General features: G+C 56.2%; 25 protein-coding genes and 1 pseudogene. 14 read left to right on the forward strand and 12 right to left on the reverse strand.

All coding sequences use genetic code 11. The features are described 5' to 3' along the window. Positions 1 to 96 precede the first annotated feature (96 nt). Complete coding sequence (locus tag N1689_RS16440; RefSeq protein ID WP_222924863.1) at positions 97 to 1,017, forward strand: nucleoside hydrolase; 921 nt, start codon at positions 97 to 99, stop codon at positions 1,015 to 1,017. Between the two features lie 6 nt (positions 1,018 to 1,023). Here the strand turns inward: N1689_RS16440 and N1689_RS16445 are convergent, their stop codons facing one another. Beyond that, the gene (locus tag N1689_RS16445; protein ID WP_260059442.1) at positions 1,024 to 2,052 is read right to left on the reverse strand and encodes a zinc-binding alcohol dehydrogenase family protein; all 1,029 of its coding nucleotides are present in this window, start codon (positions 2,050 to 2,052) and stop codon (positions 1,024 to 1,026) included. A 137-nt stretch (positions 2,053 to 2,189) separates the two neighbouring features. Between N1689_RS16445 and N1689_RS16450 the strand changes: the two genes are divergently transcribed. Continuing rightward, on the forward strand, positions 2,190 to 3,092 hold the full coding sequence (locus tag N1689_RS16450; RefSeq protein WP_260059443.1) for a GntR family transcriptional regulator: 903 nt from the start codon (positions 2,190 to 2,192) through the stop codon (positions 3,090 to 3,092). A gap of 170 nt (positions 3,093 to 3,262) precedes the next feature. Continuing rightward, positions 3,263 to 4,615: an MFS transporter gene (locus N1689_RS16455; RefSeq protein ID WP_222924860.1), complete on the forward strand. Its 1,353-nt coding sequence runs from the start codon at positions 3,263 to 3,265 to the stop codon at positions 4,613 to 4,615. A gap of 16 nt (positions 4,616 to 4,631) precedes the next feature. On the opposite strand, the gene N1689_RS16460 is transcribed toward N1689_RS16455, so the two are convergent. Both N1689_RS16460 and N1689_RS16465 read right to left on the reverse strand, forming a co-directional pair. Further along, positions 4,632 to 6,023 (reverse strand): hypothetical protein, encoded by a 1,392-nt coding sequence (locus tag N1689_RS16460; RefSeq protein ID WP_222924859.1) that lies wholly within the window; start codon positions 6,021 to 6,023, stop codon positions 4,632 to 4,634. Continuing rightward, positions 6,016 to 6,927 (reverse strand): alpha/beta fold hydrolase, encoded by a 912-nt coding sequence (locus N1689_RS16465; protein WP_161734056.1) that lies wholly within the window; start codon positions 6,925 to 6,927, stop codon positions 6,016 to 6,018. Before N1689_RS16465 ends, N1689_RS16460 begins: the two co-directional genes overlap by 8 nt. 168 nt (positions 6,928 to 7,095) lie before the next feature. On the opposite strand from N1689_RS16465, the gene N1689_RS16470 reads away from it, so the two are divergent. Further along, positions 7,096 to 7,281: a hypothetical protein gene (locus N1689_RS16470; RefSeq protein WP_202604949.1), complete on the forward strand. Its 186-nt coding sequence runs from the start codon at positions 7,096 to 7,098 to the stop codon at positions 7,279 to 7,281. 193 nt (positions 7,282 to 7,474) lie between these two features. Here N1689_RS16470 and cspA read toward each other — a convergent pair whose 3' ends face one another. Both cspA and N1689_RS16480 read right to left on the reverse strand, forming a co-directional pair. Further along, entirely contained in the window at positions 7,475 to 7,687 is a 213-nt protein-coding gene (gene cspA / locus N1689_RS16475; RefSeq protein WP_161734054.1) for an RNA chaperone/antiterminator CspA, read from the reverse strand. Positions 7,688 to 8,346: 659 nt separating this feature from the next. Next, complete coding sequence (locus tag N1689_RS16480) at positions 8,347 to 8,610, reverse strand: DUF2798 domain-containing protein (RefSeq protein WP_161736900.1); 264 nt, start codon at positions 8,608 to 8,610, stop codon at positions 8,347 to 8,349. Between the two features lie 128 nt (positions 8,611 to 8,738). On the opposite strand from N1689_RS16480, the gene N1689_RS16485 reads away from it, so the two are divergent. Then, a complete protein-coding gene (locus N1689_RS16485; RefSeq protein WP_253422084.1) occupies positions 8,739 to 9,641 on the forward strand; it encodes a LysR family transcriptional regulator in 903 nt (300 codons plus the stop codon). 415 nt (positions 9,642 to 10,056) lie between these two features. Here the strand turns inward: N1689_RS16485 and azuC are convergent, their stop codons facing one another. Continuing rightward, entirely contained in the window at positions 10,057 to 10,134 is a 78-nt protein-coding gene (gene azuC / locus N1689_RS22135) for a stress response protein AzuC (protein WP_123809971.1), read from the reverse strand. 116 nt (positions 10,135 to 10,250) lie between these two features. Beyond that, a complete protein-coding gene (gene mntP, locus N1689_RS16490; RefSeq protein WP_161736898.1) occupies positions 10,251 to 10,826 on the reverse strand; it encodes a manganese efflux pump MntP in 576 nt (191 codons plus the stop codon). Positions 10,827 to 11,142: 316 nt separating this feature from the next. Between mntP and N1689_RS16495 the strand changes: the two genes are divergently transcribed. Beyond that, positions 11,143 to 11,385: a DUF1158 domain-containing protein gene (locus N1689_RS16495; RefSeq protein ID WP_161736897.1), complete on the forward strand. Its 243-nt coding sequence runs from the start codon at positions 11,143 to 11,145 to the stop codon at positions 11,383 to 11,385. On the opposite strand, the gene N1689_RS16500 is transcribed toward N1689_RS16495, so the two are convergent. Continuing rightward, entirely contained in the window at positions 11,375 to 12,811 is a 1,437-nt protein-coding gene (locus tag N1689_RS16500) for a PLP-dependent aminotransferase family protein (RefSeq protein ID WP_260059444.1), read from the reverse strand. The two genes, N1689_RS16495 and N1689_RS16500, sit on opposite strands and share 11 nt — an antisense overlap. 57 nt (positions 12,812 to 12,868) lie before the next feature. Between N1689_RS16500 and N1689_RS16505 the strand changes: the two genes are divergently transcribed. Next, positions 12,869 to 13,324, forward strand: coding sequence for a carboxymuconolactone decarboxylase family protein (locus N1689_RS16505; protein ID WP_161736895.1), 456 nt, complete (start codon positions 12,869 to 12,871; stop codon positions 13,322 to 13,324). Between the two features lie 510 nt (positions 13,325 to 13,834). Beyond that, positions 13,835 to 15,451, forward strand: coding sequence for a malate dehydrogenase (quinone) (gene mqo, locus N1689_RS16510; RefSeq protein ID WP_161736894.1), 1,617 nt, complete (start codon positions 13,835 to 13,837; stop codon positions 15,449 to 15,451). Between the two features lie 62 nt (positions 15,452 to 15,513). On the opposite strand, the pseudogene N1689_RS22140 reads toward mqo, so the two are convergent. Then, positions 15,514 to 15,585 (reverse strand): annotated as a pseudogene (locus N1689_RS22140) (hypothetical protein); the annotation flags it as partial. 236 nt (positions 15,586 to 15,821) lie between these two features. Here N1689_RS22140 and N1689_RS16515 point away from each other — a divergent pair. Together N1689_RS16515 and N1689_RS16520 are read left to right on the forward strand one after the other, a co-directional pair. Further along, positions 15,822 to 16,163, forward strand: a complete 342-nt coding sequence (locus N1689_RS16515) for a hypothetical protein (protein ID WP_253420412.1) — start codon at positions 15,822 to 15,824, stop codon at positions 16,161 to 16,163. Positions 16,164 to 16,641: 478 nt separating this feature from the next. Next, positions 16,642 to 19,026 (forward strand): phosphoketolase, encoded by a 2,385-nt coding sequence (locus N1689_RS16520; protein WP_260059445.1) that lies wholly within the window; start codon positions 16,642 to 16,644, stop codon positions 19,024 to 19,026. Here N1689_RS16520 and N1689_RS16525 read toward each other — a convergent pair. Then, positions 19,023 to 19,610, reverse strand: coding sequence for a LysE family translocator (locus tag N1689_RS16525; RefSeq protein ID WP_161736397.1), 588 nt, complete (start codon positions 19,608 to 19,610; stop codon positions 19,023 to 19,025). The two genes, N1689_RS16520 and N1689_RS16525, sit on opposite strands and share 4 nt — an antisense overlap. Positions 19,611 to 19,744: 134 nt before the next feature. On the opposite strand from N1689_RS16525, the gene N1689_RS16530 reads away from it, so the two are divergent. Further along, on the forward strand, positions 19,745 to 21,232 hold the full coding sequence (locus tag N1689_RS16530) for a PLP-dependent aminotransferase family protein (protein ID WP_260059446.1): 1,488 nt from the start codon (positions 19,745 to 19,747) through the stop codon (positions 21,230 to 21,232). Here the strand turns inward: N1689_RS16530 and N1689_RS16535 are convergent. Continuing rightward, positions 21,199 to 21,822, reverse strand: coding sequence for a glutathione S-transferase family protein (locus N1689_RS16535; protein ID WP_161736399.1), 624 nt, complete (start codon positions 21,820 to 21,822; stop codon positions 21,199 to 21,201). The two genes, N1689_RS16530 and N1689_RS16535, sit on opposite strands and share 34 nt — an antisense overlap. Before the next feature lie 106 nt (positions 21,823 to 21,928). Here N1689_RS16535 and N1689_RS16540 point away from each other — a divergent pair, with 106 nt between their 5' ends. Then, positions 21,929 to 22,774 (forward strand): PhzF family phenazine biosynthesis protein, encoded by an 846-nt coding sequence (locus N1689_RS16540; protein WP_161736400.1) that lies wholly within the window; start codon positions 21,929 to 21,931, stop codon positions 22,772 to 22,774. A 39-nt stretch (positions 22,775 to 22,813) separates the two neighbouring features. Here N1689_RS16540 and N1689_RS16545 read toward each other — a convergent pair whose 3' ends face one another. Beyond that, entirely contained in the window at positions 22,814 to 23,572 is a 759-nt protein-coding gene (locus N1689_RS16545) for an SDR family NAD(P)-dependent oxidoreductase (protein WP_161736401.1), read from the reverse strand. Between the two features lie 115 nt (positions 23,573 to 23,687). Here N1689_RS16545 and N1689_RS16550 point away from each other — a divergent pair, with 115 nt between their 5' ends. Then, positions 23,688 to 24,587: a LysR family transcriptional regulator gene (locus N1689_RS16550; RefSeq protein WP_222924851.1), complete on the forward strand. Its 900-nt coding sequence runs from the start codon at positions 23,688 to 23,690 to the stop codon at positions 24,585 to 24,587. 45 nt (positions 24,588 to 24,632) lie between these two features. Beyond that, positions 24,633 to 25,652: an inner membrane protein YhjD gene (gene yhjD, locus N1689_RS16555; protein WP_033784266.1), complete on the forward strand. Its 1,020-nt coding sequence runs from the start codon at positions 24,633 to 24,635 to the stop codon at positions 25,650 to 25,652. The last annotated feature ends 192 nt before the right edge of the window (positions 25,653 to 25,844 follow it).

The raw sequence follows: 25,844 nt of genomic DNA on the forward strand, positions 1-25,844 counted from the left end.
AGGCTGGCAATAGTGCGCGCAGGGCGGCTGAATCACTTGACGATGTTGCTATTGCCGGGGTAATGCTGAAGGTTTACAGCCTGTTGCGGAGAGCCTATGCGTACCCTGATTTTTGATACTGATATCGGCGTGGATGACGCCTTTGCGCTGGCTTATGCGGCGCGGACGCAGCATCTGCTGGGGATTACCACCGTATCTGGCAACGTGGCGGTGGGTCAGGCGGTGAAAAATGCCCGTCTATTCTGCGACAAAATGGCGATCAGCGCGGCGGTCTATCGCGGCTGTTCACGGCCGCTGGCGCTGGCCGCCTCTGCGCCCGCCAGGCTGCACGGTGAAGATGGGCTGGGCGATGCGTTTGATAATGCTTTTAGCGATCAGGCACCGGGCGCGGTGCAGTTTATTATCGACAGCGTGCGGGCGCAGCCGCATCAGATCACCCTGGTGGCGATTGGCCCACTGACCAATATCGCCACGGCCATTAATCAGGCACCGGATATTATTCCGCTGGTGAAAGAGCTGGTGATTATGGGCGGTGCGTTTGGCACCGACGGCCACAGCGGCAACGTGACGCCCTTCAGTGAATTCAATATCTGGAAAGATCCGCACGCCGCCGATCAGGTACTCGCCTCGGCGCTGAACGTGGTGGTGATCCCGCTGGATGTCACGCACAAAGTGCTGATCAGCGGCGATGAGGTGCAGCGTCTGAATCAGCCGGTGCTGAGCGCTATCTGTCGCCCTTACCTGGCTTACAGTCTGGAGAAAGAGGGATTCGAGGGTATGGCGCTGCACGACACCCTGGCGGTGGCGTGGCTGACGCTGCCACAGGCCTTTACGCTTACTGAAAGCCCGCTGCGGGTGATCACAGAGGGCATCGCCTGCGGTCAGACGGTGCGTAAACTTAGCGCGCTCGCATCACGAGCCGATCCGTTTGCCGGTCTGCCCGCCCAGCGTATTGCGCTCGGCGTGGATGCCGACGCGGTGCGGGCGCACTTCTTTGAGACCCTCACCGCGCCCTGAATCCGGTTACCGATCGAAGTGAATGACGCCTTTGATCAGTTCGCGGTTGTTGATGACCTGCGCCTCAAAGGTTTCATCCAGCGTGGAGAAAGCCAGATGGTGATTCAGCATCATGTCGGCGCGCAGCTGGCCGCTGGCCATTAACGCACGCACCCGATCAAAATCTTCGCGGGTGGCGTTGCGGCTGCCCCTCAGCGTGGCCTCTTTTTTATGGAATTCACTGTCCGGGATGACCAGATCGCCTTTGTGCAGACCGACATAGACAATCGTGCCGCCGTGCCGCATCAGGTTGACCGCATTGTTCATCGCCGCCGGGCTGCCGGTGGCGTCGATCACTTTCAGCGCCAGACGGCTACCAAACTGCTCGCGCAACGCACTATCGAAGGCCTCATCAGCCGGATTCAGTGTCGCCAGCCCGAGCTGGTCCGCAACATGCTGGCGACGGAATTCGCTGGTATCCGCCACCACCACCTGCGCGCCGCTGGCGGCGGCAATGGCGGCGACACCCAGCCCAATCGGTCCGGCGCCCACCACCAGCACCTGCTCATCCGCCACAATACCGGCACGCCGCACCGCATGGGCACTGATGGCAAACGGCTCAATCAGCGCGGCCGCTTCCGGTGCCACCTCATCCACCGCCAGCAGGGTGCTGACCGGCACGCTCAGGTAGTCACAGAAACCGCCATCCTGATGCACACCAATGACTGAGATCTGCTCACAGCAGTTGGTCTTGCCGCTCTGGCAGGCGTCGCACTGCAGGCAGGAGATGTAGGGCATGAGCGCCACCCGCTGGCCGGGCTGAAAGCCTTCCGCGCCACTGCCCAGCGCCATTACTTCAGCACAGATTTCATGGCCCAGCACCCGTGGATAACTGAAGAACGGCTGATTGCCGGACCAGGCGTGAATGTCAGTGCCGCAGATCCCGGCAGTCAGTATTTTTATCAGCGCCTCGCCAGCGGCAGGCGTTGGGGTGTCGCGAGTGGCCCAAACCATCTTACGTGGTTCAGCGATGACCAGTGCTTTCATTGTTGTCATGGTGATTCTCCGGTTGTCCTGCTGGCAGTTATGGCGAATCCTGCTTGCGGCGCGGCGTTCGTTTGCGGGAAGTGTGAAGTACGGCGATTTTTTTGGGCTTTGAATGGTTTTTAATGCATAAAAAACCGGAGAGTGAGATGAGTCGCAGCCAGAATTTGCGTCAGAATGTGATCAACCAGATGCTGGAGAGCATTGCTCAGCGTCATATCTGTTCACCATTGCCGCCACAGGCCGCGCTGGCGGAGATGTTCAACATCAGCCGCACCACGGTGCGCCATACCCTGCACTATCTGCACCAGTGCGGCGTGCTGGATAAAGTCGATCAGACTTACGTTATCGTACGCGAACCTCGCGATGATGACGGCTTTAGCGCATTAGCGCCGCCGATTGAGCAGCAGGCCAGCCACTTCGAGCAGATGTTTTTTAATATGATTAATCAGCGGCAGCTGGTGCCGGGCGACACCTTCAGCGAGCTGCAACTGGCGCAGCATGTGAAGGTCAGTCCGGTAGTGGTACGCGAGTTTCTGCTGCGCTTTATGCGCTATGACCTGCTGGAGCCGGTGAAACGCGGTCAGTGGCGGATGAAGAAGTTCACGCAGGATTACGCCGAGAAGCTGTTTGAACTGCGCGAGATGCTGGAAACCCACGCCCTGAGCCGCTTCCTTAATCTGCCCGCCAGCGATGAACGCTGGGTGCAGGCGCGGGATCTGCTGGATCGTCACCGATCAATGCGCGACACCATTGCCAGCAACTATCGTCATTTTGCTGCGCTGGACCGCCAGATGCATTCGCTGATTTTATCCGCCGCTAACAACCCGTTTTTCAATCAGTCGCTGGAGATTATCTCGGTGATCTTTCACTCGCATTATCAGTGGGATGAGAGCGATCTCAAGCAGCGAAATATTGTGGCGCTGGAGGAGCATATGGCGATTCTCACCGCGCTGATTGGCCGTCAGGATATCGATGCGCTCTGTGCCTTGCATAACCATCTGGCGACCGCCAAAACCTCAATGGTGCGCTCAATCAGTCAGTACAATTAAAAACCGATTAAAAACCACAAAGCATTATCTCCCGCACGCTTCAGAAACATCTTTGCAACATCCTTAACCCTTTGCTCTTAGTCTCGACTGCAACGTCACGGCGGCCTTTTGCCGCTGCGCGCAGACCCCTTCTCACCATAACGATAAGTACCCAGTTTCGGGAGAGTGCAATGGAAAAGACTTCAGTAACCGGCCGCGACAGCGTGACCGGCGACACGCCACCAGGCCAGGACTTTGTGCCGATGCGCAGCGATGTGGTGCGTTCACCGCGCATCCGTAAGGTGCAGATCACGGCGATGCTGCTGCTGCTGTTCGCCGCCATCATCAACTATCTGGATCGCAGCTCGCTGTCGGTAGCGAATATGACCATACGCGAGGAGATGGGGCTGAGCGCCACCGAAATCGGCCTCCTGCTCTCTGCATTTTCACTGGCGTATGGTCTGGCGCAGCTGCCGTGCGGTGCGCTGCTGGATCGTAAAGGCCCGCGCATTATGCTCGGTATCGGCATGTTCATCTGGTCGCTGTTCCAGGCGGCTTCTGGTCTGGTGCATAACTTCACCCAGTTTGTACTGGTGCGCATCGGCCTCGGCATTGGCGAAGCGCCGATGAACCCGTGCGGCGTAAAAGTGATCAACGACTGGTTCAACATTAAAGATCGCGGCATGCCGATGGGGATGTTCAATGCGGCGTCGATGATTGGGCTGTCAGTGGCCCCGCCGATTCTGGCGGCGATGATGCTGGTGATGGGCTGGCGTGGCATGTTTGTCACCATCGGTATCCTCGGCATGTTCCTCGCGATCGGCTGGTATATGATTTATCGCGACCGCGATAACAACACCCTGAGCGCCGAAGAGATCCACTATCTGCAGGCGGGCAGCGTCGCCTCGCGTAAAGAGCCAATCAGCTTCAGAGAGTGGCGCGGCCTGTTTAAGCAGCGCACCATGTGGGGCATGATGATTGGCTTCAGCGGCATCAACTACACTGCGTGGCTCTACATCGCCTGGCTGCCGGGCTACCTGCAGTCGACCTATCATCTCGACCTGAAAAGTACCGGCCTGCTGGCGGCGATTCCGTTCCTGTTTGGTGCGGCGGGCATGCTGCTGAATGGCTACGTGGTTGATTCACTGGTGCGTCGCGGCTTTAACGCGGTAAAAACCCGCAAAGTCTGCATCGTCAGCGGGATGCTGCTGTCCGCCGGGTTTACCGCGGTGGTGACCCGCGCGACCGACACGACCAGCGCTGTGACGCTGATCGGGATGGCGCTGTTCTGCATCCACTTTGCCGGAACGTCGTGCTGGGGGCTTATCCACGCCAACGTCACCGCCCGCATGACCGCCTCGGTCGGCAGCATCCAGAACTTCGCCAGCTTTATCTTCGCCTCGTTCGCGCCCGTCATCACCGGCTGGGTGCTCGACACCACCAAATCGTTCAGCCTGGCGCTGATGATTTGCGCCTGTGTGACGCTGGTTGGCGCACTCGCCTACCTGCTGCTGGTGCGCCAGCCAATTACCGACGGCGAATAATCACAACTGACGGCGGCTACGTCAGCGCCGTCAGGGTGACGCCATATTTCGCACCGTAACGTTTAATGCCCGTCATCACCTTCTCTGTACTCAGAGGAGGTGGCGGTGGCAACAGCGGTGCCCGTTCACGCAGTGCCGAGTCGAAGCGGGCAAACGTCGCAAAGTCACGCGGGAAACGCGCTTCATCCACCCCGATCAATACCCCCTCATCACGCGCATAAGAGAGCAGCGCCCGCCAGCGATCAATCTCCGCCAGCCCGATACTGTCGGTGCCGTGAGAAAAGAGCATCATGTCAATGTTGCGGAACGGCGGCTGTTTTTCCAGGAAGCGCTGCAGCGCTGCAGCGGACGGTTCGGTGCAGAATACCAGCCAGAACGGTATTGCCTGCTGCTGCTGGGTACACCAGGGATCCATTAACAGGAAGCTGTCCACCGTCAGCCGGGTCGGTAAAATGCCCGCTGCCAGATACCAGTCGCGATAAATCTCCGCCACCACATAACTCATCGCTTCCGGGTCTTCGTAACGAATCTCCATCAGTTTCCAGTTCTGCGCCGCCGCCAGTTTTTTCAGCGGGGAAATCAGATAACCATCCAGGCCCCACTCCGCTTCCGGTACGTGGTCGGTGATGTCAGGCGGCGTCCAGCGCTCACGATCAATGCCGTAACTCGCCAGATATTCCGCTACCCGCGGGCCACCCTGTAAATACTCTTTTTCGGTTGCGCCACCAAGTGCGCCAAACTGGAAAAACGAGCGATCGCTGGTGCGAGTCACCGGCCACTGGCGGGTGCAGTGGTTGATAAACAGCGTTGAACCCGCGGGCAGGCTCCCCATCAGAAACTCATTAAAAGCCAGCGGCAATTCGCGCAGTTTCAGCCGGAAATAGCGCATCTGGTCGAGCATCAGGCGATCCTGATTCGGGTCATGCATATGGTGCACCGCCAGCCTCGGCCAGGCGGCCAGCAGGGCTGCGGCTATCTCTTTGCCCTGCTCAAAGCTCGCCATCGCATCATCGGGATCGCTGTTAGTCGCCCGCACCGGACAGAGAAAGGTCTGCGGCAGCCAGGGCACGCCCATCGCCGACGCCAGATGCACCAGCGCGCCGTTCGATGAGCCAATAAACGCCGCCGGATAGTCCTGCTGCGGGTACTCGCTGACCATCCATTCTGCGATGCCTTCCACATCCAGCTCGCCCGCCTGACGCAGGCTGATACCTTCTGCCATGCCACCCAGCGCATAGCCCCACTCACGCAGCCCGGTCGGCAGACGGTTCAATGAGGGTAACAGCCGGTCAAGCGTCGGTGACTGGCTCGGACTGGCAAAGGGTCGATCGTGGAGCGCATTGGCCAGCGCCAGCAGCATGGCAGCTGCCGAGTCAAAACGGGCGATGCCCTTGGGCGGTTTATTCATGCTGATTCTCCTGCTGAATACGCGCCAGGAAGGGGCGAATGGCGTTGCAGAAACTCCACGGATAGACGTAGTGCAGCGTATGGGTGCCGTCGCGCAGCGTCAGGCGTTCGCTGTGTGGCATCAGGGCAGCAAGCTCATCCAGCCAGCGCGCCCGACAGATGGGATCGCGCGAGCCGCGCAGCAGCAGCGTCGGCGCAGTGATGTAAGTCAGACGATGTTCGATGCGATCGCGCATCATGGCGCGCATCGTGCCAAAGGCACGCCATAGCCCCGCTTTAGCGTAATCGATACGGGCCAGCGGCCCCGGCGGACGACGCGACTCCAGTCGGCCATTACACCAGCTGCGCCACAACTGACGCGGCAGGCTGCGGGCATGACGATCGACCGTCGGCCCCTGCAACACCAGCCCCGCCACTGCCTGCGGGTATTTCACCGCCAGTGCCGCCAGAATCTGACACCCAAACGAGTTCCCGACCCAGATAGCACGCTGAAACCCGTTGTGCTGTAGCCAGAGCCAGAGCGCCTCAGCCTGCTCATCCACGGACATGATCGGCGCAGAAGCAGGCAGCGCACTGGCCCCAAAACCGGGCAGATCCGGCACCAGCACGTGATAGTCGCGGCCCAGAGCCAGCGCCAGCGGTTCCATCGCCCGGCCCGACATTACCAGACCGTGAACCAGTACCACCGGCAGTCCCCTATCTTCATTGGGCGTGACGCGGGTAAACATACGCCAGTCGCCTACCTGCTGAAAATAACCCGCCAGCCCGGCGTGATGACTGCGCGGCGACACTGGCGGTGTCTGCTTCAGCTGCTGCCAGCGTTTCATACCCCAAAGCGTAGCCGCCACACCTAATCCCACGCCTGCCACAATCGCTGCCTGTTTTCGTTGATGCTTCTGGATCATCCGCTGCTCCTGATTTGGGGAGAATAATTCAGTGTAGGACGGGATCGGGCAGCAGGCGGGTTATCCGCGTGATGGTGTGAAATAAGTATGGGGTTTCGCATAAGAAGAAGCTGGCATTGCGGGTGATGAACTCTGGCGGGAGATCTGTCTGGTGTAAGCGGGAAGGCAATGACTGAAACACCCGAGGAGTATCGCTTTACATTCGATGCCCGATATCCAGCGTTAGCAAAAGAAATGGATTACTTGCTGGCAATCAGTAATACACCTCAGTGGAACATCGCTGATTTCAAAAGGCGCGTGATGGCTTTTGCCCGATGGTTTAACCTGACATTTCATAACGGGCAGGGCTTATGAAGAGAGGATTAACATCGAGGTGGACGAATAAATACGTAGCAGGTCAGCAGACCAGAATTAATGCGAAAGATAATACGAATTTCAGGCAATAAAAAACCCGCACTGAGCGGGTTTATTTTATTATCAGCAGAGCTTATCTGCTCAGACTTATGTCTTCATCGCTATTGTAAGCGTCGCTGATAATGAGCGCGGCTTACTGCGCTGTGACGTTGCCGGCTGCAGGGCCTTTGGCGCCATTTTCAATGGTGAAGGAGACTTTCTGACCTTCATCAAGCGTTTTGTAGTTATCACCCTGGATAGCAGAGAAATGCACGAATACATCTTTGCTGCCATCATCGGGAGTGATAAAGCCAAAACCTTTATCTGAATTAAACCATTTTACTAAACCAGTCATTTTGTCAGACATAGATATTTCCTTAATCGATTAGCCACTAAGAGCGGCGAAGATGGCCTGTAGTTAGAGATTTACTTATTGGGCACTTAGGAGGAGGCTCTCGAAGAAGGATATCTGTGGATAACACTTGAACTGAGGACTACTTTACTAAAACTGCTTTCATAAGGTCTGTGTTCCAAACCGATGACGCATTAAGACATAGCGATAATAATTTAGCAATGTATAAGTTTATTTATTTTAACCATTTAAACGCTCAGATGGCTGAATGGCCGTTATATTTTGACTACTCAGGAAGTGCTTCAGGCCCCGCTGTGTGCGAAGAGGAGCAGGCAAATCCTGTCATAATGACGGTGCCGATTTAACGTTGATGCTTAACAATAAAACAGAGCCAGTAATGTTACATCGCCTAAAAATTTCCGCACGGCCAGCGAAAGGGTTTTCTCGTCCTGCTTATCTGTGAGCGTTACCTGCTGCATGTCGTACGCCCGGCTCTTCGGTATCTTTCATCCTGATACCGGTCAGTATCCGGACGGCCCGCCCGCCCTCACCCTGCATCTGAAATGCTGGAGGTTTGTCACCCGCCTCCATTCTGGTGCAGAAGCAGCCTGCCGCGATGAGCGAGAAGCGGGCTAAACCCTATCTGTCCGCCCATTTTGAGCATGCTGACTGTCTCAGTGACCGTGAACGGTTAATCCTACGAGCCGGATAACAACAGGACGGACAACCAGTATGCAAAAGAAAGCGGCTGGCATGGCGACCTGGTAAGCATTCATCACATTTGTCATGTAATGAGGTCCCATTCCGAATTCGGCTAACGTGATAACCAGACTCATCAGGAACGCCATGATGATCGCCATGTAAAACGCAAATATGTAAGGTGCCGTGCGCACCGGCAAACGGGTTCGTAAGGTTTTTTTTGTTGCAGCATCAGTCATCTGAATATCCTGTTTAACAAAAGTAGAGAAGACTGCGGCTAACTTAACAAGCTTATGCGGGGGGGTGTAGAGCGGTTATGCTTTAATCGTTATTAAGTAAAATTGACGAATTAACCGTTGAGGATATGATGGACATTTTAGGGCTGATTAGCACTTTTATCCGCGTGGTGGAAAACGGCAGTATTGCAGCGGCGGCACGCGCTAAAGGTATGAGTCCGGCAGCAGTCAGCCAGAGTCTTTCCCGTCTTGAAGCGCATCTGGGCGTGCGACTGCTATCGCGTACCACCCGCAGCATGACCTTAACGGAAAACGGTAAACGCTATTTCGAGAAAGTCCGTCACATCCCACATGATATCGAACTCGCCTCTCAGGCTGCAGCGAATGAAACCAAACCGCAGGGGCCACTTTGTATCGCTACGACAGCCGCGTTTGGTCGGTACGTTCTGGCTCCCCTTATGCCCGCTTTCAAAGCGTCTTTCCCCGATATAGATATTGAACTGATCAGTACCGATCGCAACGTCGATCATCGCCTGGAAGGCGTCGATGTCAGTATCCGCATCGAAGCACAGCTGAATGATCAACTCATCGCCAGAAAAATCGCATCGTTACCCTTTATATTCTGTGCGGCTCCCGCTTACCTTGATCGCGCTGGCACGCCTCAGACGCCTGGAGAACTTAGCCAGCACGCCTGCCTGGTTTTCCGCTATCCCACCGACAGACGGTTTCTGCCATGGACGTTTATGGTCAACGGACAGCCTGTTAATGCAAAACCTAACCCCAGTTTTATCAGCGATGATATTGATATTATTGCCAAAATAGCCATAAACGGCGGCGGCATTGCCCGTCTGGCAAGCTTTGTTGCTCAGCCACTGATAGACAGCGGTCTGCTAAGGCCTTTGTCCTGGTCAGGTCACAGTGGCGAGAGCACCATTGAGTCCCTGCCCATGAATATCTATGCCTGTGTCACCGAACGTTCGGCACTCAATTCGAAAGTACGGACATTTATTGAATTTGTGGCCGATGCGATTTAAGACAGGCGCGTTTTTGCCGGGCGAAAATTGACGCATTTTTCTGCTTATCCACCCGCAAAAGTCACTCACCGCTGCCGGATAGCGCACTGGGTTTGTGGTTAGCAGACCGTTTCAGGCGGGCATTCAGCTTCATTCCGGGGGCTTCTGATTCCATTGAACGTGAAGGCTTTCCCATTGCGCGCAGATTGATGGGGATTTCAGCGGGTACGTCACCGCCAGTTACAGAAGCAGTTTCGTCGCCATAAAGCGGCATATAACGGGGGAATCAGAAGGAGAGTGTTAGCAGCCAGTCAGATGCACCCGAAGTGCAAAAACGCGGGTTTAAATCAGCAGAAGCAAAGGCAGAAAAAGCAGAAAAGGTGATAATCACAGGTCGATCCCTGACCGCGATTATCGAGGGTTTCTTACAGGGTACTTAGTACATGGCACCCGGCGGTACGTGTTTGAACGTCTCAACGTAAGCGCGGAATACGTGTTTAATGATGCGTTTCATGAAATACCTGTTCAAATTTAGTTGAAGATATACTGAAAAAGTATAGCGTCTGTGCGTTTTAACAGCAAATAAATTTGAACCAGATCACAAAAATGCCGCTTTTATGTGCAAAAGCACTAGGCGGTGTAGCCGAGATGCTGCAACAGAATGGTGGAGCCTACGGCGATTAAGACCACGCCACCCAGCACTTCCGCCCATTTTCCCAGCACCGGACCGATAAAGCGACCGACTAATACGCCTGTCGTCGCCATCACCGTGGTGGCGGCACCAATGGTCAGCGCGGTGGTAATGATATTCACCTGCAGGAAAGCCAGTCCGACACCGACAGCCAGCGCATCGAGGCTGGTCGCGACGGCGGTAGTTGCCAGTACCATAAAGCCGTGGCTTTGCGGGGCTTCGCAGGGTTCGGTGACGGCCGTCTTACGGAAACCTTCCATCATCATACGGCCACCGAGAAACGCCAGCAGGCTGAAGGCAACCCAGTGATCCCATGCCATGATATAACGGCTGGCGGCCAGGCCAAGCGCCCAGCCAATCAGTGGAGTCAGCGCTTCAATGGAGCCAAAGATCAGACCGGTACGCAGCGCTTCTTTAAAACCAGGACGATGCAGTGTGGCACCTTTGCCCAGCGCAGCGGCAAACGCGTCCATCGACATACCCAGCGCAAGAATTAAAGTGGCAATAAAGGTCATGATTTATTCACCTGGGGCGAAAAAGCGGCAATTCACGCTGAATTCACCACACAAAGTGTTCAGTTATGAAAAAGTGGGCGCAGTCTACCATGCAAACCTGAAGATAAAAAGACAGTAAAATCAGGGATTTAAGTATAGCAAAGGCTATAACTCTTATCATTCGCTATGAATGCCGCTAAGTCGATGGTGGCAAAGCATTTTCTTCGGTCTGACCTGGCCGGTTCGGGCTGCGGGATGGCGCTTTGGCGCACGCCACCATTGAACCCTGTCGCCGATTACCTGAAAATGCCGGGCTGATAAATATGGGAAACCGGTTATGAATAACCCTTTTGAGACGTTGATCGTGCCAGGTGGCATTTTGCTGCTGGGCTTTCTCTCGGCGCTGCTGCTGCCCGCACCCGCCTTTAGCGTGACGGTGGCGCAGCACCTGTTGCAGATGTTTCATCTGCAGGATCTGAATCAGCTCTACACGGTGGTGTTTTGCGTCTGGTTTTTGCTGCTGGGCGCACTGGAGTTTTTTGTGATCCGCTTTGTCTGGCGTCGCTGGTTCAGGAGCTGACCGCCTGCGCATCGACCAGCGCTTTTAGCCGTTCGGCACTGCGCGCATAACCTTCACGTGGCAGATGTGCCGCCCCCAGCAGCAGGCCCGCCCCGCGCTGATCCGCCTGCTGATACCAGATCGACAGCGGCGACGGCGCCATGCCCCACTCTGCTGCCTGCAGGGCAATCACCTCATCCGGCGTACCGGCGGGTAAGCGGACAATCACCGCCAGCCCGGCACGTTGCAGATCGGGAAAGTGAGGATGGAGCGCCGCGATCATCTGCTCCAGCCGCTCCTGATAGACGCGCTTCATGCGCCGCAGATGCCGCATAAAGTGACCTTCCCGCAGAAACTCCGCTACCGCATTGTGCAGCAATCCCGAAGAGGCTGGCGCAAGTAATGCGCACACCTCGCCGAAGCGGGCCGTCAGCGCCGTCGGAACCACGATAAAACCGAGCCGCAGTTGCGGCGTCAGCGTCTTACTGAAGGTACCGATGTGCAATACGCGTCCCTCGCTGTCGAGCGCGGCCAGTGCCGGAGCCGCGCGATTACCGGGCTGAAGCTCGCCGAGATAGTCATCTTCGATAATCCAGCGCTGCTCGCGACTGGCCCAGCTCAGCAATGCATGGCGGCGTGCCAGACTCATGGTCATGCCAAGCGGTGCCTGCTGTCCTGGTGTCACCAGCGCAAAAGCGGCATCCGGCGCGCGGGCCATCCCGGCCTCCACCTGCAACCCTTCGGCATCAACCGGCACGGCAACCGGCGTAACGCGCAGCGCGTCAACCGCGCGACGCGCCACCCAGAATCCGGGATCTTCCAGCCAGGCCGTTTTGCCCTGAAAATCCATCGCAAGGCCAATCAGGCCCATCGCGCCCGCATAGCCGCTGGTAATAATAATCTGGTCCGTCTGACAGCGCAGGCCGCGTGCCACCGCAAGGTAGGCCACCAGCGCCTGCCGCAACGCTAAGCTGCCGCGTGGATCGGGATAGCTGGCCGGTCTGCTGACCTGCATGCGCGTCTGACGCTGCAGAATGCGCAGCCAGACTTTGGCCGGGAATGCATCGCTGGCAGGAATGCCCATCTGGAAGATCAGCGGTGGCGCTTCATACCCCTCTGCACCCTCCAGCAGCTGGCGTTCAGCATCGACGCTGACCGGTTTCAACGGCGGTAATGGGCTGACGAAGGTACCCGCCGCACCTCTGGCCTGCAGAAACTGACCATCGACCAGCATGTCATAGCTGGCACGTACCGTGCCGCGCGCCACGCCGAGCTGCACCGCCAGATCGCGACAGGAGGGCAGACGCGCACCGGGCTGTAAGCGCCCTTCTCCAATCGCCTGTTCAATCAGCTGGCGTAGCTGTTCGCTGAGGCCACGTGACGTACCGCGCTGGAGTGTCAGCGTGGAAAGCAGCGATGGACCAGTCAGACTCTCATTTTTTGGCACTTTATCTGCTCCATTGAAAGGACGAAAATCGCCTCATCAATCCCAGGAGGCAACAAGATGAGCGAACGTATCGATTTCCACAGTGCAGCACCGGCAGGCATGAAAGCGCTGGGCGGCGTATACAGTTATCTGGCGCAAACCGATCTGCCGCTCACTTTACTGGAACTGCTGTTCCTGCGCATATCGCAGATTAACGGCTGCGCCTACTGCATTGATTTACATACCAAAGCGCTGAATAAATCAGGCATGAGTTGGGATAAGATTGTATTGACCTCGGTCTGGCAGGAATCCGGCACGCTGTTCAGTGATAAAGAGAAGGCGGCCCTGCACTGGGCTGAATGCCTGACGCTGATTGCTCAGCAGGGCGCGCCGGATGCCTGCTATGCCACATTAAAAGAGCAATTTAGCGAGAAAAGTATTGTCGATCTGAACATCGCAATTGGCCTGATGAACACCTATAACCGCATGGCGATAAGTCTGAAAAAGCTGCCAGCCAGCGCGAATCAGTCATAAGTGAATCCGATGCGTGCGCCGGTGCGCGCGCATTTTCAGACTCACAAAAATGTAACATTATTTTTACACGAGCAGCTTTTCAGGCTCTCATCACCCGATTCCCGTTATTCCTTGCTGCATAATAAATCGCTAAATTTCAGCGAATTAAATAATTCCGCACGGTTCATATCCATTCCGGCCCTGCACCAGCATGGGGCTTTCTCGCAACATACACTTTCAGTTAACTCACTGACTTATCTCTAAAAAACCGCTAATACGCCACCGCCCCTGATGATTAATTCTTATGCTGAATCATTTCTGCATTTAAAAAATAAACAAATGTTTAATTCAGATGCGAGAATGTTATATTCGGATGACTAAGCATAACGTTCAGTTAACGCGTTATCACCGCTTAACCCTATACCTGAGACTTAACCTTAGAGAAATAGCGCAACGCGCTCGAAAGAAGCGTGACTATTTCGCCTGCGAAACTGTTGGGCTTCAGGTCAACAGAAGAGGAGATGTCGCCTCATGAGCAATTCAGCTGTAAACCTTGCGCTCGCGATGAGTGCCATGGCAAAGGACACCACTACTACCGCGCAGGAGCGCAAAGACGTTGACGTGCTGCTGATTGGCGCAGGTGTGATGAGCGCCACCCTCGGCGCGTGGCTGCAGGATTTAGAGCCGGACTGGTCCATCGAAATGGTGGAGCGGCTGGATAGCGTGGCCGAAGAGTCGTCCAACGGCTGGAATAACGCGGGCACCGGTCATGCGGCGCTGGCAGAGCTGAACTATACGCCTCAGCAGGCGGATGGCAGCATCGACATCTCCAAAGCGGTGACGATCAACGAATCGTTTCAGATTTCCCGCCAGTTCTGGGCTTATCAGGTCCAGAAAGGCAACCTGCGCAACCCTGAAAGCTTTATTCACAGCACGCCGCACATGAGCTTTGTCTGGGGTGACGACAATGTCGACTTCCTGCGCAAGCGCTTTAAGGCGCTGCAGAAGAGCACCCTGTTCCGTGGCATGGCCTACTCCGAAGATCCGCAGCAGATTGCCCGCTGGATCCCGCTGGTGATGAATGGCCGTGACCGCAGTCAGAAAGTGGCCGCGACCTGGACGGAGATGGGCACCGACGTGAACTTCGGTGAAATCACCCGTCAGCTGATTGCCTCGTTAGAGAAGAAAGCGAATTTCCAGCTGCGTCTGCGTCAGGAAGTGCGTGAGCTGAAGCAGCTCGCCGACGGTCGCTGGCAGGTGACGCTGCAGTGTCTGAACAGCGGCACGCGTCGCACACTGACGGCAGGTAAAATCTTTATCGGTGCGGGCGGCGCGGCGTTACCGCTTCTCCAGAAGGCGGGTATCCCGGAAGCCAACGGCTATGCCGGTTTCCCGGTGGGCGGTTCGTTCCTGGTCACAGAAAATCCGCAGGTCGTCGCGCAGCACATGGCCAAGGTCTACGGTAAAGCCAGCGTCGGTGCGCCGCCGATGTCTGTGCCGCATGTCGACACCCGCGTGCTGGATGGCAAGCAGGTGCTGCTGTTTGGCCCATTCGCCACCTTCTCGACTAAGTTCCTGAAGCAGGGTTCGCTGATGGATATGTTCACTTCGCTGAACAGCAGCAATATGCTGCCAATGGTGAAAGTGGGGCTGAAAAGTTTTGATCTGGTGAAATACCTGATGGATCAGGTGCTGCAAAGCGATCGCGACCGGATGGACGCGCTGCGCGCCTATGTGCCGCAGGCGAAGCAGGAGGACTGGCAGTTAGTCACTGCCGGTCAGCGTGTGCAGATCATCAAGAAAGATGAAAAAGAGGGCGCCGTGTTGCGTCTGGGCACCGAAGTGGTCGCTTCACAGGATGGCACGATTTCAGCGCTGCTGGGTGCCTCGCCAGGTGCGTCTACGGCGGCACCGATCATGCTGGAGCTGCTGCACAAGGTCTGTCCTGAGCAGATGGCTTCGCCGGAATGGCAGAACAAAATCCGCGCGGTGATCCCTTCCTGGGGTCGCAAACTGAACGGCGACGTGGCGCTGACAGAGAAAGTGTTAGCTGAAACCAGCCGCATTCTGCATCTCGATTACTCGCCGGTCACCCCGATGGCGGCCAACGATGAAGGACGGGAAACCGCCTTCGTCGTCGGCAAGTAATGTGCCACTGAAGAACAGAAGGCTTTGCATCTGAATTGCCCCAGCAAACCGGGCAGTTTATATTAAGCCGCTTTCAGGGCCTGGGTCCGGTACCTAACCGGACCCATGCCTTTCCGTTTCAGGCTTATCCGCGCGTTATTTCATCATGAACCTATTCGTAGATCGCCCGCTTCACGTCATCAATTCATTTAAACTGATTACGGTATAAATACGCCGAATCCAGCGTGCAGATACTGTATCCCTGAATAATATTACCCGGACAGATTCCTGTCTGTGATATGAATAGTGTGACGCCCAATGATATAAATCCTCCTGTCTGATAATCGTAAAATTACGATAAAAATATGAGCTCTGCGTCACATTAAGGAATATGTCATTTTGTTATTTTCTCCAGGCTCATTATTTAAAAAGGATTTTCATAAAAGGATTAAATATTTTAGAAGTAAAATATGTCTCTGGTGTCGGAGCCGAATCTTACAGATTCGATGTTAATCTGGAGATTGCTCAGGTTATGACTGCGAAGTTTAACCAATGTAATGTAAAAGATTTAACTACAGATATGTTTCAATCTGTAATAGCCTCCGGCGTGCCGGGCTCAATGAGCGGTGCCGTAATCGTTCCTGGAATCGGACTGGTGCCAGGATGGATTGTCGGAGCAGCTACGGATGCGACAGGCGCGGCTTTCACTTACGGACTAACCTGCTGGTGGTAATGAAACCGGTACAGAGAGTTTTTTTAGATACGCTGCTCATCATTTTAGCATTATTTTTAATGGTCTATTTTATTGATGGTTTACCAACGATAAAAGACTCAATCAAAATAGTGATAACCGGAGTATTAACAGGACTGATAAATTACAAGCTATATGGTAAATAAAATCGCTGTTTGCAGAATTAAAATATCACCTTTTAAAAATCTTACTTAATCGATTAACGCTTTAAAGCTGGACAGTTTATATTAAGGCGCTTTGAGGGCCTGGGTTCGGTATTCAACCGGACTCAGGTCTTTCATTTTCAGGCTTGTCGGTTCGCTATTTTAAGAGATAGGTTCAAAGATGACTCTGCTGGGTGAGCAGCTTTAAGGGTCAATCCGGTTGCGGGGCCTTTTTTATTGGCCGGTTACCTGGTCGATTCGGGCATTCTCTATTAGGGTTAAGGCATCTTTTAGCTGCACGATCAGGAGGAACCCGCATGTCTTACTCCCCTGCGTCACCCGAATTTACCCTGCTCGACCGCTACTGGCGGGCAGCGAACTACCTCTCCGTCGGACAGATTTACCTGATGGATAACCCACTGTTACGCGAACCGCTCAAACCGGAGCACATCAAACCGCGTCTGCTGGGCCACTGGGGCACCACGCCAGGGCTGAATTTTATCTACGCTCATCTCAACCGTGTTATCCGCAAACAGAACCTGAATATGATCTACATCTGCGGGCCAGGACACGGCGGCCCTGGCATGGTGGCAAATACCTGGCTGGAGGGCAGCTACAGCGAGATTTATCCGCACATCTCTCAGGATGCGGCGGGCATGCAGCGCCTGTTTAAGCAGTTTTCTTTTCCGGGCGGCATTCCCAGCCACGCCGCGCCAGAAACGCCCGGCTCGATTAATGAAGGCGGTGAGCTGGGCTATTCGCTCTCCCATGCCTTTGGTGCCGCTTTCGATAATCCCGATCTGGTGGTACCATGCGTGATTGGCGACGGTGAAGCCGAGACCGGGCCGCTGGCCTCAAGCTGGCACGGCATCAAATTCCTCAACCCTGAACGTGACGGTGCGGTGCTGCCGATTCTGCATCTGAATGGCTATAAGATTGCCAACCCGACGCTGCTGGGTCGCAGCAGCGACGAAGACCTGCACCAGCTGTTCAGTGGCTACGGCTATGAGCCGATATTTGTCTGCGGACATGAACCGGAAAAAATGCATCCGCTGATGGCGGAGGCACTGGATAACGCCTTCAGTAAGATTGCTCAGTATCAGCGAGAGGCGCGCAGCGGCAACGCCAGCACTGACGTGCCGCGCTGGCCGATGATTATTCTGCGCAGCCCCAAAGGCTGGACCGGCCCAAAAACGGTCGACGGCAAGAAAGTGGAGGATTTCTGGCGGGCGCATCAGGTGCCGGTCGCGGCCTGTCGTGAAGATGACGGTCATCGCCAGATCCTTGAGACGTGGATGCGCAGCTATCAGCCTGACGACCTGTTTGATGAGCAGGGTCGCCTGAAGCCGGAACTGCAGGCGCTGGCACCAGAGGGCGATAAGCGCATGGGCGCTTCACCGTATGCCAATGGCGGCCTGCTGCGTCGTGAGCTGGATACGCCCGGGATCGCAGAGTTTGCCTGCGATGTCAGCGAGCCAGGTACGGAGATGGCGCAGGCCACCGAGCATCTGGGCCGCTATCTCAGCGTGCTGTTCCAGCGTAACCGCGATAATTTCCGCCTGTTTGGCCCGGATGAAACCGCCTCTAACCGCCTGACACCCGTCTTCGACGTGACCAGCCGCACCTGGCTGGAACGAACCGAGCCTTATGATGAGCAGCTGGCGCGGGATGGCCGGGTGATGGAAATTCTCAGTGAGCATCAGTGTCAGGGCTGGCTGGAAGGCTATCTGCTGACCGGCCGCCACGGACTGTTCAACTGCTATGAGGCTTTTATTCACATCGTCGATTCGATGTTTAACCAGCACGCCAAGTGGCTGAAAGTCTCGCGCAAACTGGGCTGGCGTAAACCGATCTCGTCGCTGAACTATCTGCTCTCGTCCCATGTCTGGCGGCAGGACCACAATGGCTACAGCCATCAGGATCCGGGCTTTATCGATCACGTCGCTAACAAGAAAGCGGACATCGTGCGCATCTACCTGCCGCCCGATGCCAATACGCTGCTGTGGGTTGGCGATCACTGCCTGCGCACCTGGGACCGGATCAATGTGATTGTGGCGGGTAAACAGCCTGCGCCGCAGTGGCTGGATATGGCCAGCGCCGTGACACATTGTGAAGCGGGTATGGGTGAGTGGCGCTGGGCGGGCACTACGCCGGAGAATGAACAGCCGGATGTGGTGATGGCCTGTGCCGGTGATGTCCCAACTATGGAAACGATGGCGGCGGTCGATCTGCTGCGCGAGATGCTGCCCGGACTGCGCATCCGCGTGGTGAATGTAGTCGACCTGCTGGCGTTACAGCCGGAAGAGCAGCATCCGCATGGCAAATCTGATGCGGAGTTCGATGCGCTGTTTACCCAGGATAAACCGGTGATCTTTGCCTTCCACGGCTATCCGACGCTGATCCATCGCCTGACCTATTCCCGTACCAATCACCGCAACTTCCATGTGCGCGGCTTCAATGAAGAGGGAACCACCACCACGCCATTTGATATGACGGTGCTGAACGAGCTTGACCGCTATCATCTCGCGCAGGAGGCGATTCTGCGCGTGCCGGGACTGGCCGATACACATCCGGAACTGCTGGAGGATTTACAGCAGCGTCTGGCGGAGCATCATCGCTATGTCCGTGAACATGGCGAAGATTTGCCGGAGGTGCAGAACTGGAAATGGCCGTCGGCCACCGCACCCGGTGCACCTGATTAAGCGGCCAGCAGCGCGTCGGTCAGCATCCAGACGGTCGTCGCCACCAGTGACAGCGCCATCAGGCTGTTAAACAGCTGACGCTTCCAGGCAATCTGCAGATGGCTGCGCAGGCGATCGCCCAGCGCAGCCCAGATCAGGATGCAGGGCAGATTGAGCAGCATAAAGGCGATCATCACCGTCAGCACACCGCTACTGCCGCTGTAAAGCAGCGCGACGTTGGTGGCCATCAGCCAGGCTTTGGGGTTGATGGCCTGGAAGCAGGCACCGCCCACCAGCGTCATCGGCTGTGCCCGGGTTCGCGCTTCCGGTGCACCGGCGCGAAAAATTTTCCAGGATAACCACATCAGATAGGTACAGCCTGCCAGCGTCAGCGGCAGGCGAATCGCCGCCATCCAGTGCAGCAACACCTCCAATGCCATCCCGGCAATCACTGTCTGTACCGCGCAGCCCACCAGAATGCCAAACACCATCGGCAGGGTCCGCCGCATGCCAAAATTGACCCCGGATGTCGCCAGCAACAGATTGTTCGGGCCTGGCGTAATCGACATCACGGTAACGTAACTGAAGAAAGAGGGATCGAGCATCGTGGCTCTCCTGAAAGTGGACAGCGTTCTATGCTACGGCGGAGAAAGAGATGGTAACAGTGACACAAAATCACTATTGTAATGGTTACAGTTCCCGTTAACAGCAATTGTACCCATCCACGCCGGAGGCTTCTGTGTCCCTTACTCCTGCTTCCAATCAGCCGCTCTATCAGCAGCTCGCAGACAGCTTCGCTGAGGCCATCCATCAGGGCACGCTGAAACCCGGTAAACGCCTGCCGGCGATCCGCCGTGTCGCGCAGTCACACCAGGTCAGCGTCAATACGGTGCTGAATGCCTGGCAGATGCTGGAAGATCGCGGGCTGATTGAGGCGCGGCCGCAGTCGGGCTACTACGTGCGCGGCGTGTTGCCGGCTGTAACCCGTCACGGTCAGCATAAAGCCCGGGTACGCGACCCCAGCAGCGGTAAGCTCGACCTGATCGATAAGGTGTTTGCAGCGCAGAATCATCCCGACTACACCAATATTTCCCTGGCCTGCCCGCAGGACAGCGAGCTGTTTCCGGCGGCGCGCATCGCCCGGATTACCGCCTCACTGCTGCGCCGTCATCCCAACATCATCGGGCGCTATGCACTTCCACCCGGTAGTGAGCGCTTACGGGAGGAGATTGCGCGACGGGCGCTGCACGCCGGGCAAACGCTCACCGCCGATGAGATCACCCTGACCCATGGTTGCATGGAGGCTTTACAACTGGCGCTGCGGGCGGTGACGCAGCCCGGCGACTGCGTTGGGCTGGAGTCGCCGACCTACTTTTTCCTCTTCCCCCTGCTGGCGTCGCTGGGCCTGAAGGCGCTGGAAATCCCTACCGATCCGCAGCATGGCCTGTCGCTGGATGCGCTGGAGATGCTGCTTCGGGAGCAGCGTATTAAGGCACTGATTGCGATGCCCAGCGTGCAGAACCCGCTGGGCTGCGGCATGTCGCTGGAGAATAAGAAGCGGCTGGCTAAGTTAGTGAATACTTACCACGTTCCGCTGATTGAAGATGGGCTTTATGACGAGTTGCAGTTCGACTGGCCGCTCTCACCCGCCGTGAAAGCCTTTGATCGCGATGGCTGGGTGATCTACTGCACCAGCTTCACCAAAACCGTGGCACCCGATTTCCGACTTGGCTGGACCGCCGCAGGTCGTTTTCATGATGCGATTGCCCGACTGAAAGCAGTGTCGTCGATGGCCGAATCCGCCCTGCTCTCGGAAACGCTGGCGGAGTTTCTTGCGTCCGGCGGTTATGACCATCATCTGCGCACGCTACGCCGTCGCTACGCGGCCAATCTGGATGAGGCGCGCGGTCTGATCGCCCGTTACTTCCCGGTGGGAACCCGCGCGACGCTGCCACGCGGTGGATTTGTTTTCTGGGTTGAGTTACCGGGCGGCGTGAATACCACAGAGATGTTTGATCGACTGCTGCAGGAGCAGATTTGCGTCACGCCTGGCGCGCTCTATTCGCTGAGTGAGCGCTACAACCATGCGCTGCGTCTCTCCTGCTGCTATCCGTTTGATGCGCGCTATACCCGGGCGATTCAGCGCGCAGGTGAACTCGCCTGTGAACTGGCAGGCGTGTCGTGCGGCCAGGCTCAGGGTGTACCGTTGCGGCCCCAGACGGTATAGCCGCGACGTTCAGTCAGGCGCTCGTAATAGGTGCGCACCGCCGGATAGTCGGGATGATCGAGCGGGGTTTCAAACCAGCGGTTTACCGCCAGGCCAATCGGAATGTCTGCCAGGGTAAAATTGCGTCCGGCGACGTAGCGCCCGGTTTTTTCCAGCTGCTGATTGAGAATGCTCATAGTGTGCGCCCAGCCTTTGCTGGCCGCAGCCAACAGTCGCGGGTCCTGGTGGGCCGGTGAGTTTCGCACCAGCGACATAAAGGCGTAACGCCATGAGGTGTTGAGTTCGGTGGATTGCCAGTCCATCCACTGATCGACAGGTGCACGCGTCTGCGGATGCAGAGGATAAAGCCATTCACCGCCATAGGCGTTCGACAGATAGCGCAGAATGGCGTTGGATTCCCACATCACAAAGTCACCATCTTTCAGCACCGGCACCATCGCATTCGGGTTGAGTGCCATGAATTCGGGCAGGTGCGTTGAACGGAAGCCATCGCCCCACTCTTCGCGCTGGTAATCGAGTTCCAGCTCGTCACACAGCCATAATACTTTGCGCACGTTGATTGAGGAGGCGCGTCCCAGGATCGTCAGCATTCACAGTCTCCGATAAAATCTTTAACTTATTGATAACGCTGTTAGCTGTTATAAGCAATCATCCGGCAGAGAAAAGGCCACACTAAAGCCACAGTAAGGAGTCACAATGAAGGTCGCGTTTAAGCAAGTCGATGTGTTTACCTCATCAGCCTTTAACGGCAATCCGCTGGCGGTGATCATGGATGCTCAGGGGTTAAGCGACAGCCAGCTGGCGGCGATTGCCCGCTGGACAAACCTGTCGGAAACCACCTTTGTCCTTCCGCCACAGCACGAAGAGGCGGACTATCGGGTGCGTATTTTTACCGTTGAAGGGGAACTGCCGTTTGCCGGTCATCCGACGCTGGGCACCGCCCATGCGCTGCTGGAGGCGGGCTGGCCAACCCGCACACCGGGTGAAATCGTGCAGGAGTGCGGCGTCGGTAACGTGACGGTGAAGATAGGTGACGCGGACCTGGCCTTTGCCGCGCCGGCTGCCACGCTGATGCCCTGGCAGGATGCGCGGATGAGTAACGCCTTAAACTGCGATGCGTTCGATCTGACGCAAAGTCCGACGATAGTGGACATGGGGATTCGCTGGCTGCTCATTCCGATGATTAGCGCTGAAGCGGTACTGGCGCTGCAGCCCGATGTCAGTGAATTGCAGCGACTGATTCAGCATGCGGGTGTCTCGGGCATCATGCCCTTTGGTCGTCTGCCTGCGGACGAGCCTGAGCAGTATGAAGTGCGCGGCCTGCTGGTAGAGAATGGCAGTCTGACCGAAGATCCGGTCACCGGCAGTGCCAACGCCTGTCTGGCGCGCTACTTTGCCGCGGCGGGGCAAACCACCCCCTATCGCGTTCGCCAGGGCACGGCCCTGCAGCGTGCTGGTCGGGTGAATGTGACCTTTGCCGGTGAGACCATCTGGATTAGCGGCAATACCGTGACCGTCATCGACGGCACTATTACGCTGTAAAATGCGGCGGCGTCGTGTTTTTCGCGACGCCGCCCGGGGTTAAATCCCCTGCCCGCCTGACGCTTCAATGCGCTGCGCGGTGATCCAGCCCGTTTCATCGCTAAGGATCGCGCTGATAGCGTCGCCGATATCATCCGGCAGTCCGACCCGACCCAGCGCCGTCAGCCCGGCAATCTGGTCGTTAATCTCGCGGGTATCGCGTACCCGTCCTCCGCCAAAGTCAGTCTCTATTGCGCCTGGTGCCAGAATATTGACGCGAATGCGGCGTTCACCCAGCTCTTTCGCCTGATAGCGCGTCAGGACTTCCATCGCCCCTTTCATCGACGCATAGGTTGCGGAGCCCGGATAAACCAGACGGGTCAGACCGCTGGAGATATTCAGGATGCGCCCCCCGTCGTTAATCAGCGGCAATAGCTTCTGGGTCAGGAAGTAAGGCCCTTTGAAATGCACATTCACCAGCGCATCAAATTCCGCTTCGGTGGTGTCGGTAAACGGCTTGTAATGTCCGTGCCCGGCGTTGTTCACTAAATAGTCAAAGCGCTCTCGTTGCCACTGCAGCTGCAATACCTCTTTCACTTCGCCAACAAAGCGATCAAACTGCCCGGTGTCGCCGACATCCAGCGCCAGCGCCACGGCGCGTCGTCCCAGTGCTTCAATTTCCTTTACAACCGCCTGCGCCTCATCGGCATGGCTGCGGTACGTCAGAATGATATCTGTGCCTCTCGCAGCCAGTTTTAAGGCTCCATTCCGGCCTAAACCACGGTTTCCACCGGTAATTAACGCTACTTTCTGATTCATCGCTCACACCTGTTGAAAAATTGAACACGGTTTAAGGATATTCGCGAATTATTGATCTATAAACAGGGTTAAATGCGCATCACTGTTTCAATAAAAACAACAATCGGTGAACAACATGGACAAAATTCACGCAATGCAGGTGTTTGTGCGGGTGGCCGAAATGGGCAGTTTTACCCGCGCGGCAGAGAGTTTAGGCGTCCCCAAAGGCAGCGTATCGCGGCAGATTCAGGCGCTGGAGAATCAAATGGCAACACGTTTGCTGCATCGCACCACGCGCCGGGTGCAACTAACCCAGGATGGCCTGGTCTATTACGACCGCTGTCTGGATCTGTTGTCGATGATTGACGATATGGACAGCCTGTTTCAGCACGAGCCCGCCTCGCTCAGCGGTAAACTCCGGGTCGACATGTCAGTGGCGATGGCCACCGGTTTTATCCTGCCAAGGCTGCCGGAATTTCTGCAACACTACCCGGGCGTGGAAATTGAGCTGAGCAGCAGCGACCGTCAGGTGGATGTGATCCGTGAAGGATTTGACTGCGTCATCCGGGTCGGTGAGCTGAAGGATTCAGGTCTGATTGCGCGAAAAATTGGTACTCATACCTTGATCAACTGCGCCAGCCCTGGCTACCTTTCGCGTTTCGGCATGCCAATCCGGCTGGAAGAGCTGTCGCAGCATGCGATGGTGCATTACAGCCAGCAGCTCGGCCAGGCCTCACCCGGCTTTGAATATTTCGATGGCAGGCAGTGCCATTACGTTCATACCGGTGGCGTGGTGACGGTGAACAGTACGGAAACTTATCGCGCCGCCTGCCTGGCAGGGCTGGGGATTATTCAGGTGCCCGCCGCCGGGATTCAGTCATTACTGGAAAGGGGCGAGCTGGTGGAAGTGCTGCATCGCTTTCCCGCCAGACCGATGCCGATCCATCTGCTCTATCCGCACCGGCGCAATGTGGCACGCCGCGTAAGGGTATTTATGGAGTGGCTGACTCAGGTGTTACAGGAGTACGTCACCTGAGCGGCTATACTTTGATTTTAATGATAAACAGGACAGTGAAGGTCTATGACAGACAAGCAGGAAAACCCGCAGGATATGCAGCCAGAAAAGCCGCTTATCGATATTAAAACCGGCAATCACACCGTGGATGAGTCGATTGTTCGCGTGTCACGCTTCGCCACCTGGTTCCAGTCTATTCCGGCGGTGGCGCATTTTATTCGCGCTCTGGACCGCTTTAATGACCGGCTCGGCAGCCAGTTTGGCGCGGCTATTACTTATTTCTCGTTTTTATCACTGATCCCCATTCTGATGGTCTCGTTCGCCGCCGTGGGTTTTGTGCTGGCATCGAATCAGGATCTGCTGACCGATATCATCAACAAAATCGTCAGCAGCATCAGTGACCCGACGCTGGCTACCACGCTGAAGAATACGGTGAACACCGCCATTCAGCAGCGTGCCACCGTGGGTATCACTGGTTTACTGCTGGCGCTCTACTCCGGCCTTAACTGGATGGGTAATCTGCGTGAAGCGATCCGCGCCCAGTCGCGCGACGTCTGGGAACGCAAACCGGATGACAAAGAGAAGATCTGGAAACGTTATATTCGCGACTTCCTGTCATTGACGGGTCTGATGCTGGCGCTGGTGATTACGCTGTCGCTGACCTCGGTAGCCGGTTCTGCTCAGGCGACCATCGTGAGTGCGCTGGGGCTGGATGGCATTGAGTGGTTACGCCCTGCCCTGACCATTATCGCCACGTCCATTTCCGTTCTGGCAAACTACCTGTTGTTCCTCTGGATTTTCTGGATTTTGCCGCGTCATAAGCCGCGCAAGAAAGCGCTGTTCCGCGGCACCCTGCTGGCGGCAATCGGCTTTGAGGTGATTAAGTTTGTGATGACGCTGACGCTGCCGAAGCTGGCAACCTCACCTTCTGGTGCAGCCTTTGGTTCTGTGCTTGGCCTGATGGCGTTCTTCTATTTCTTCGCCCGCCTGACGCTGTTCTGTGCAGCGTGGATCGCCACAGCCAAATATAAAGATGACCCGCAGATGCCGGAAGCGGGCAGCGCATCCCGCCGCAAAGCATCGTAATTCGTTAACAACAGCGGAAAATGTCACCCCCCGGCTATTTTTTCACCCGATAACAGGATGAATAGCTGAGGGGTCACTTTTATTTAGCCCTTTCTTAGAGTATCCCGCCAGATATCGTCCGGTTTACCCCGGTATCACCCGGCATTCGTCACACCACAGAAATTATCCTCTTTTTGCCCTCTGAAGCCAGAC

Source organism: Pantoea sp. XY16 (genome assembly GCF_025153065.1).
Classification (GTDB): Bacteria; Pseudomonadota; Gammaproteobacteria; order Enterobacterales; family Enterobacteriaceae; genus Pantoea; species Pantoea alfalfae.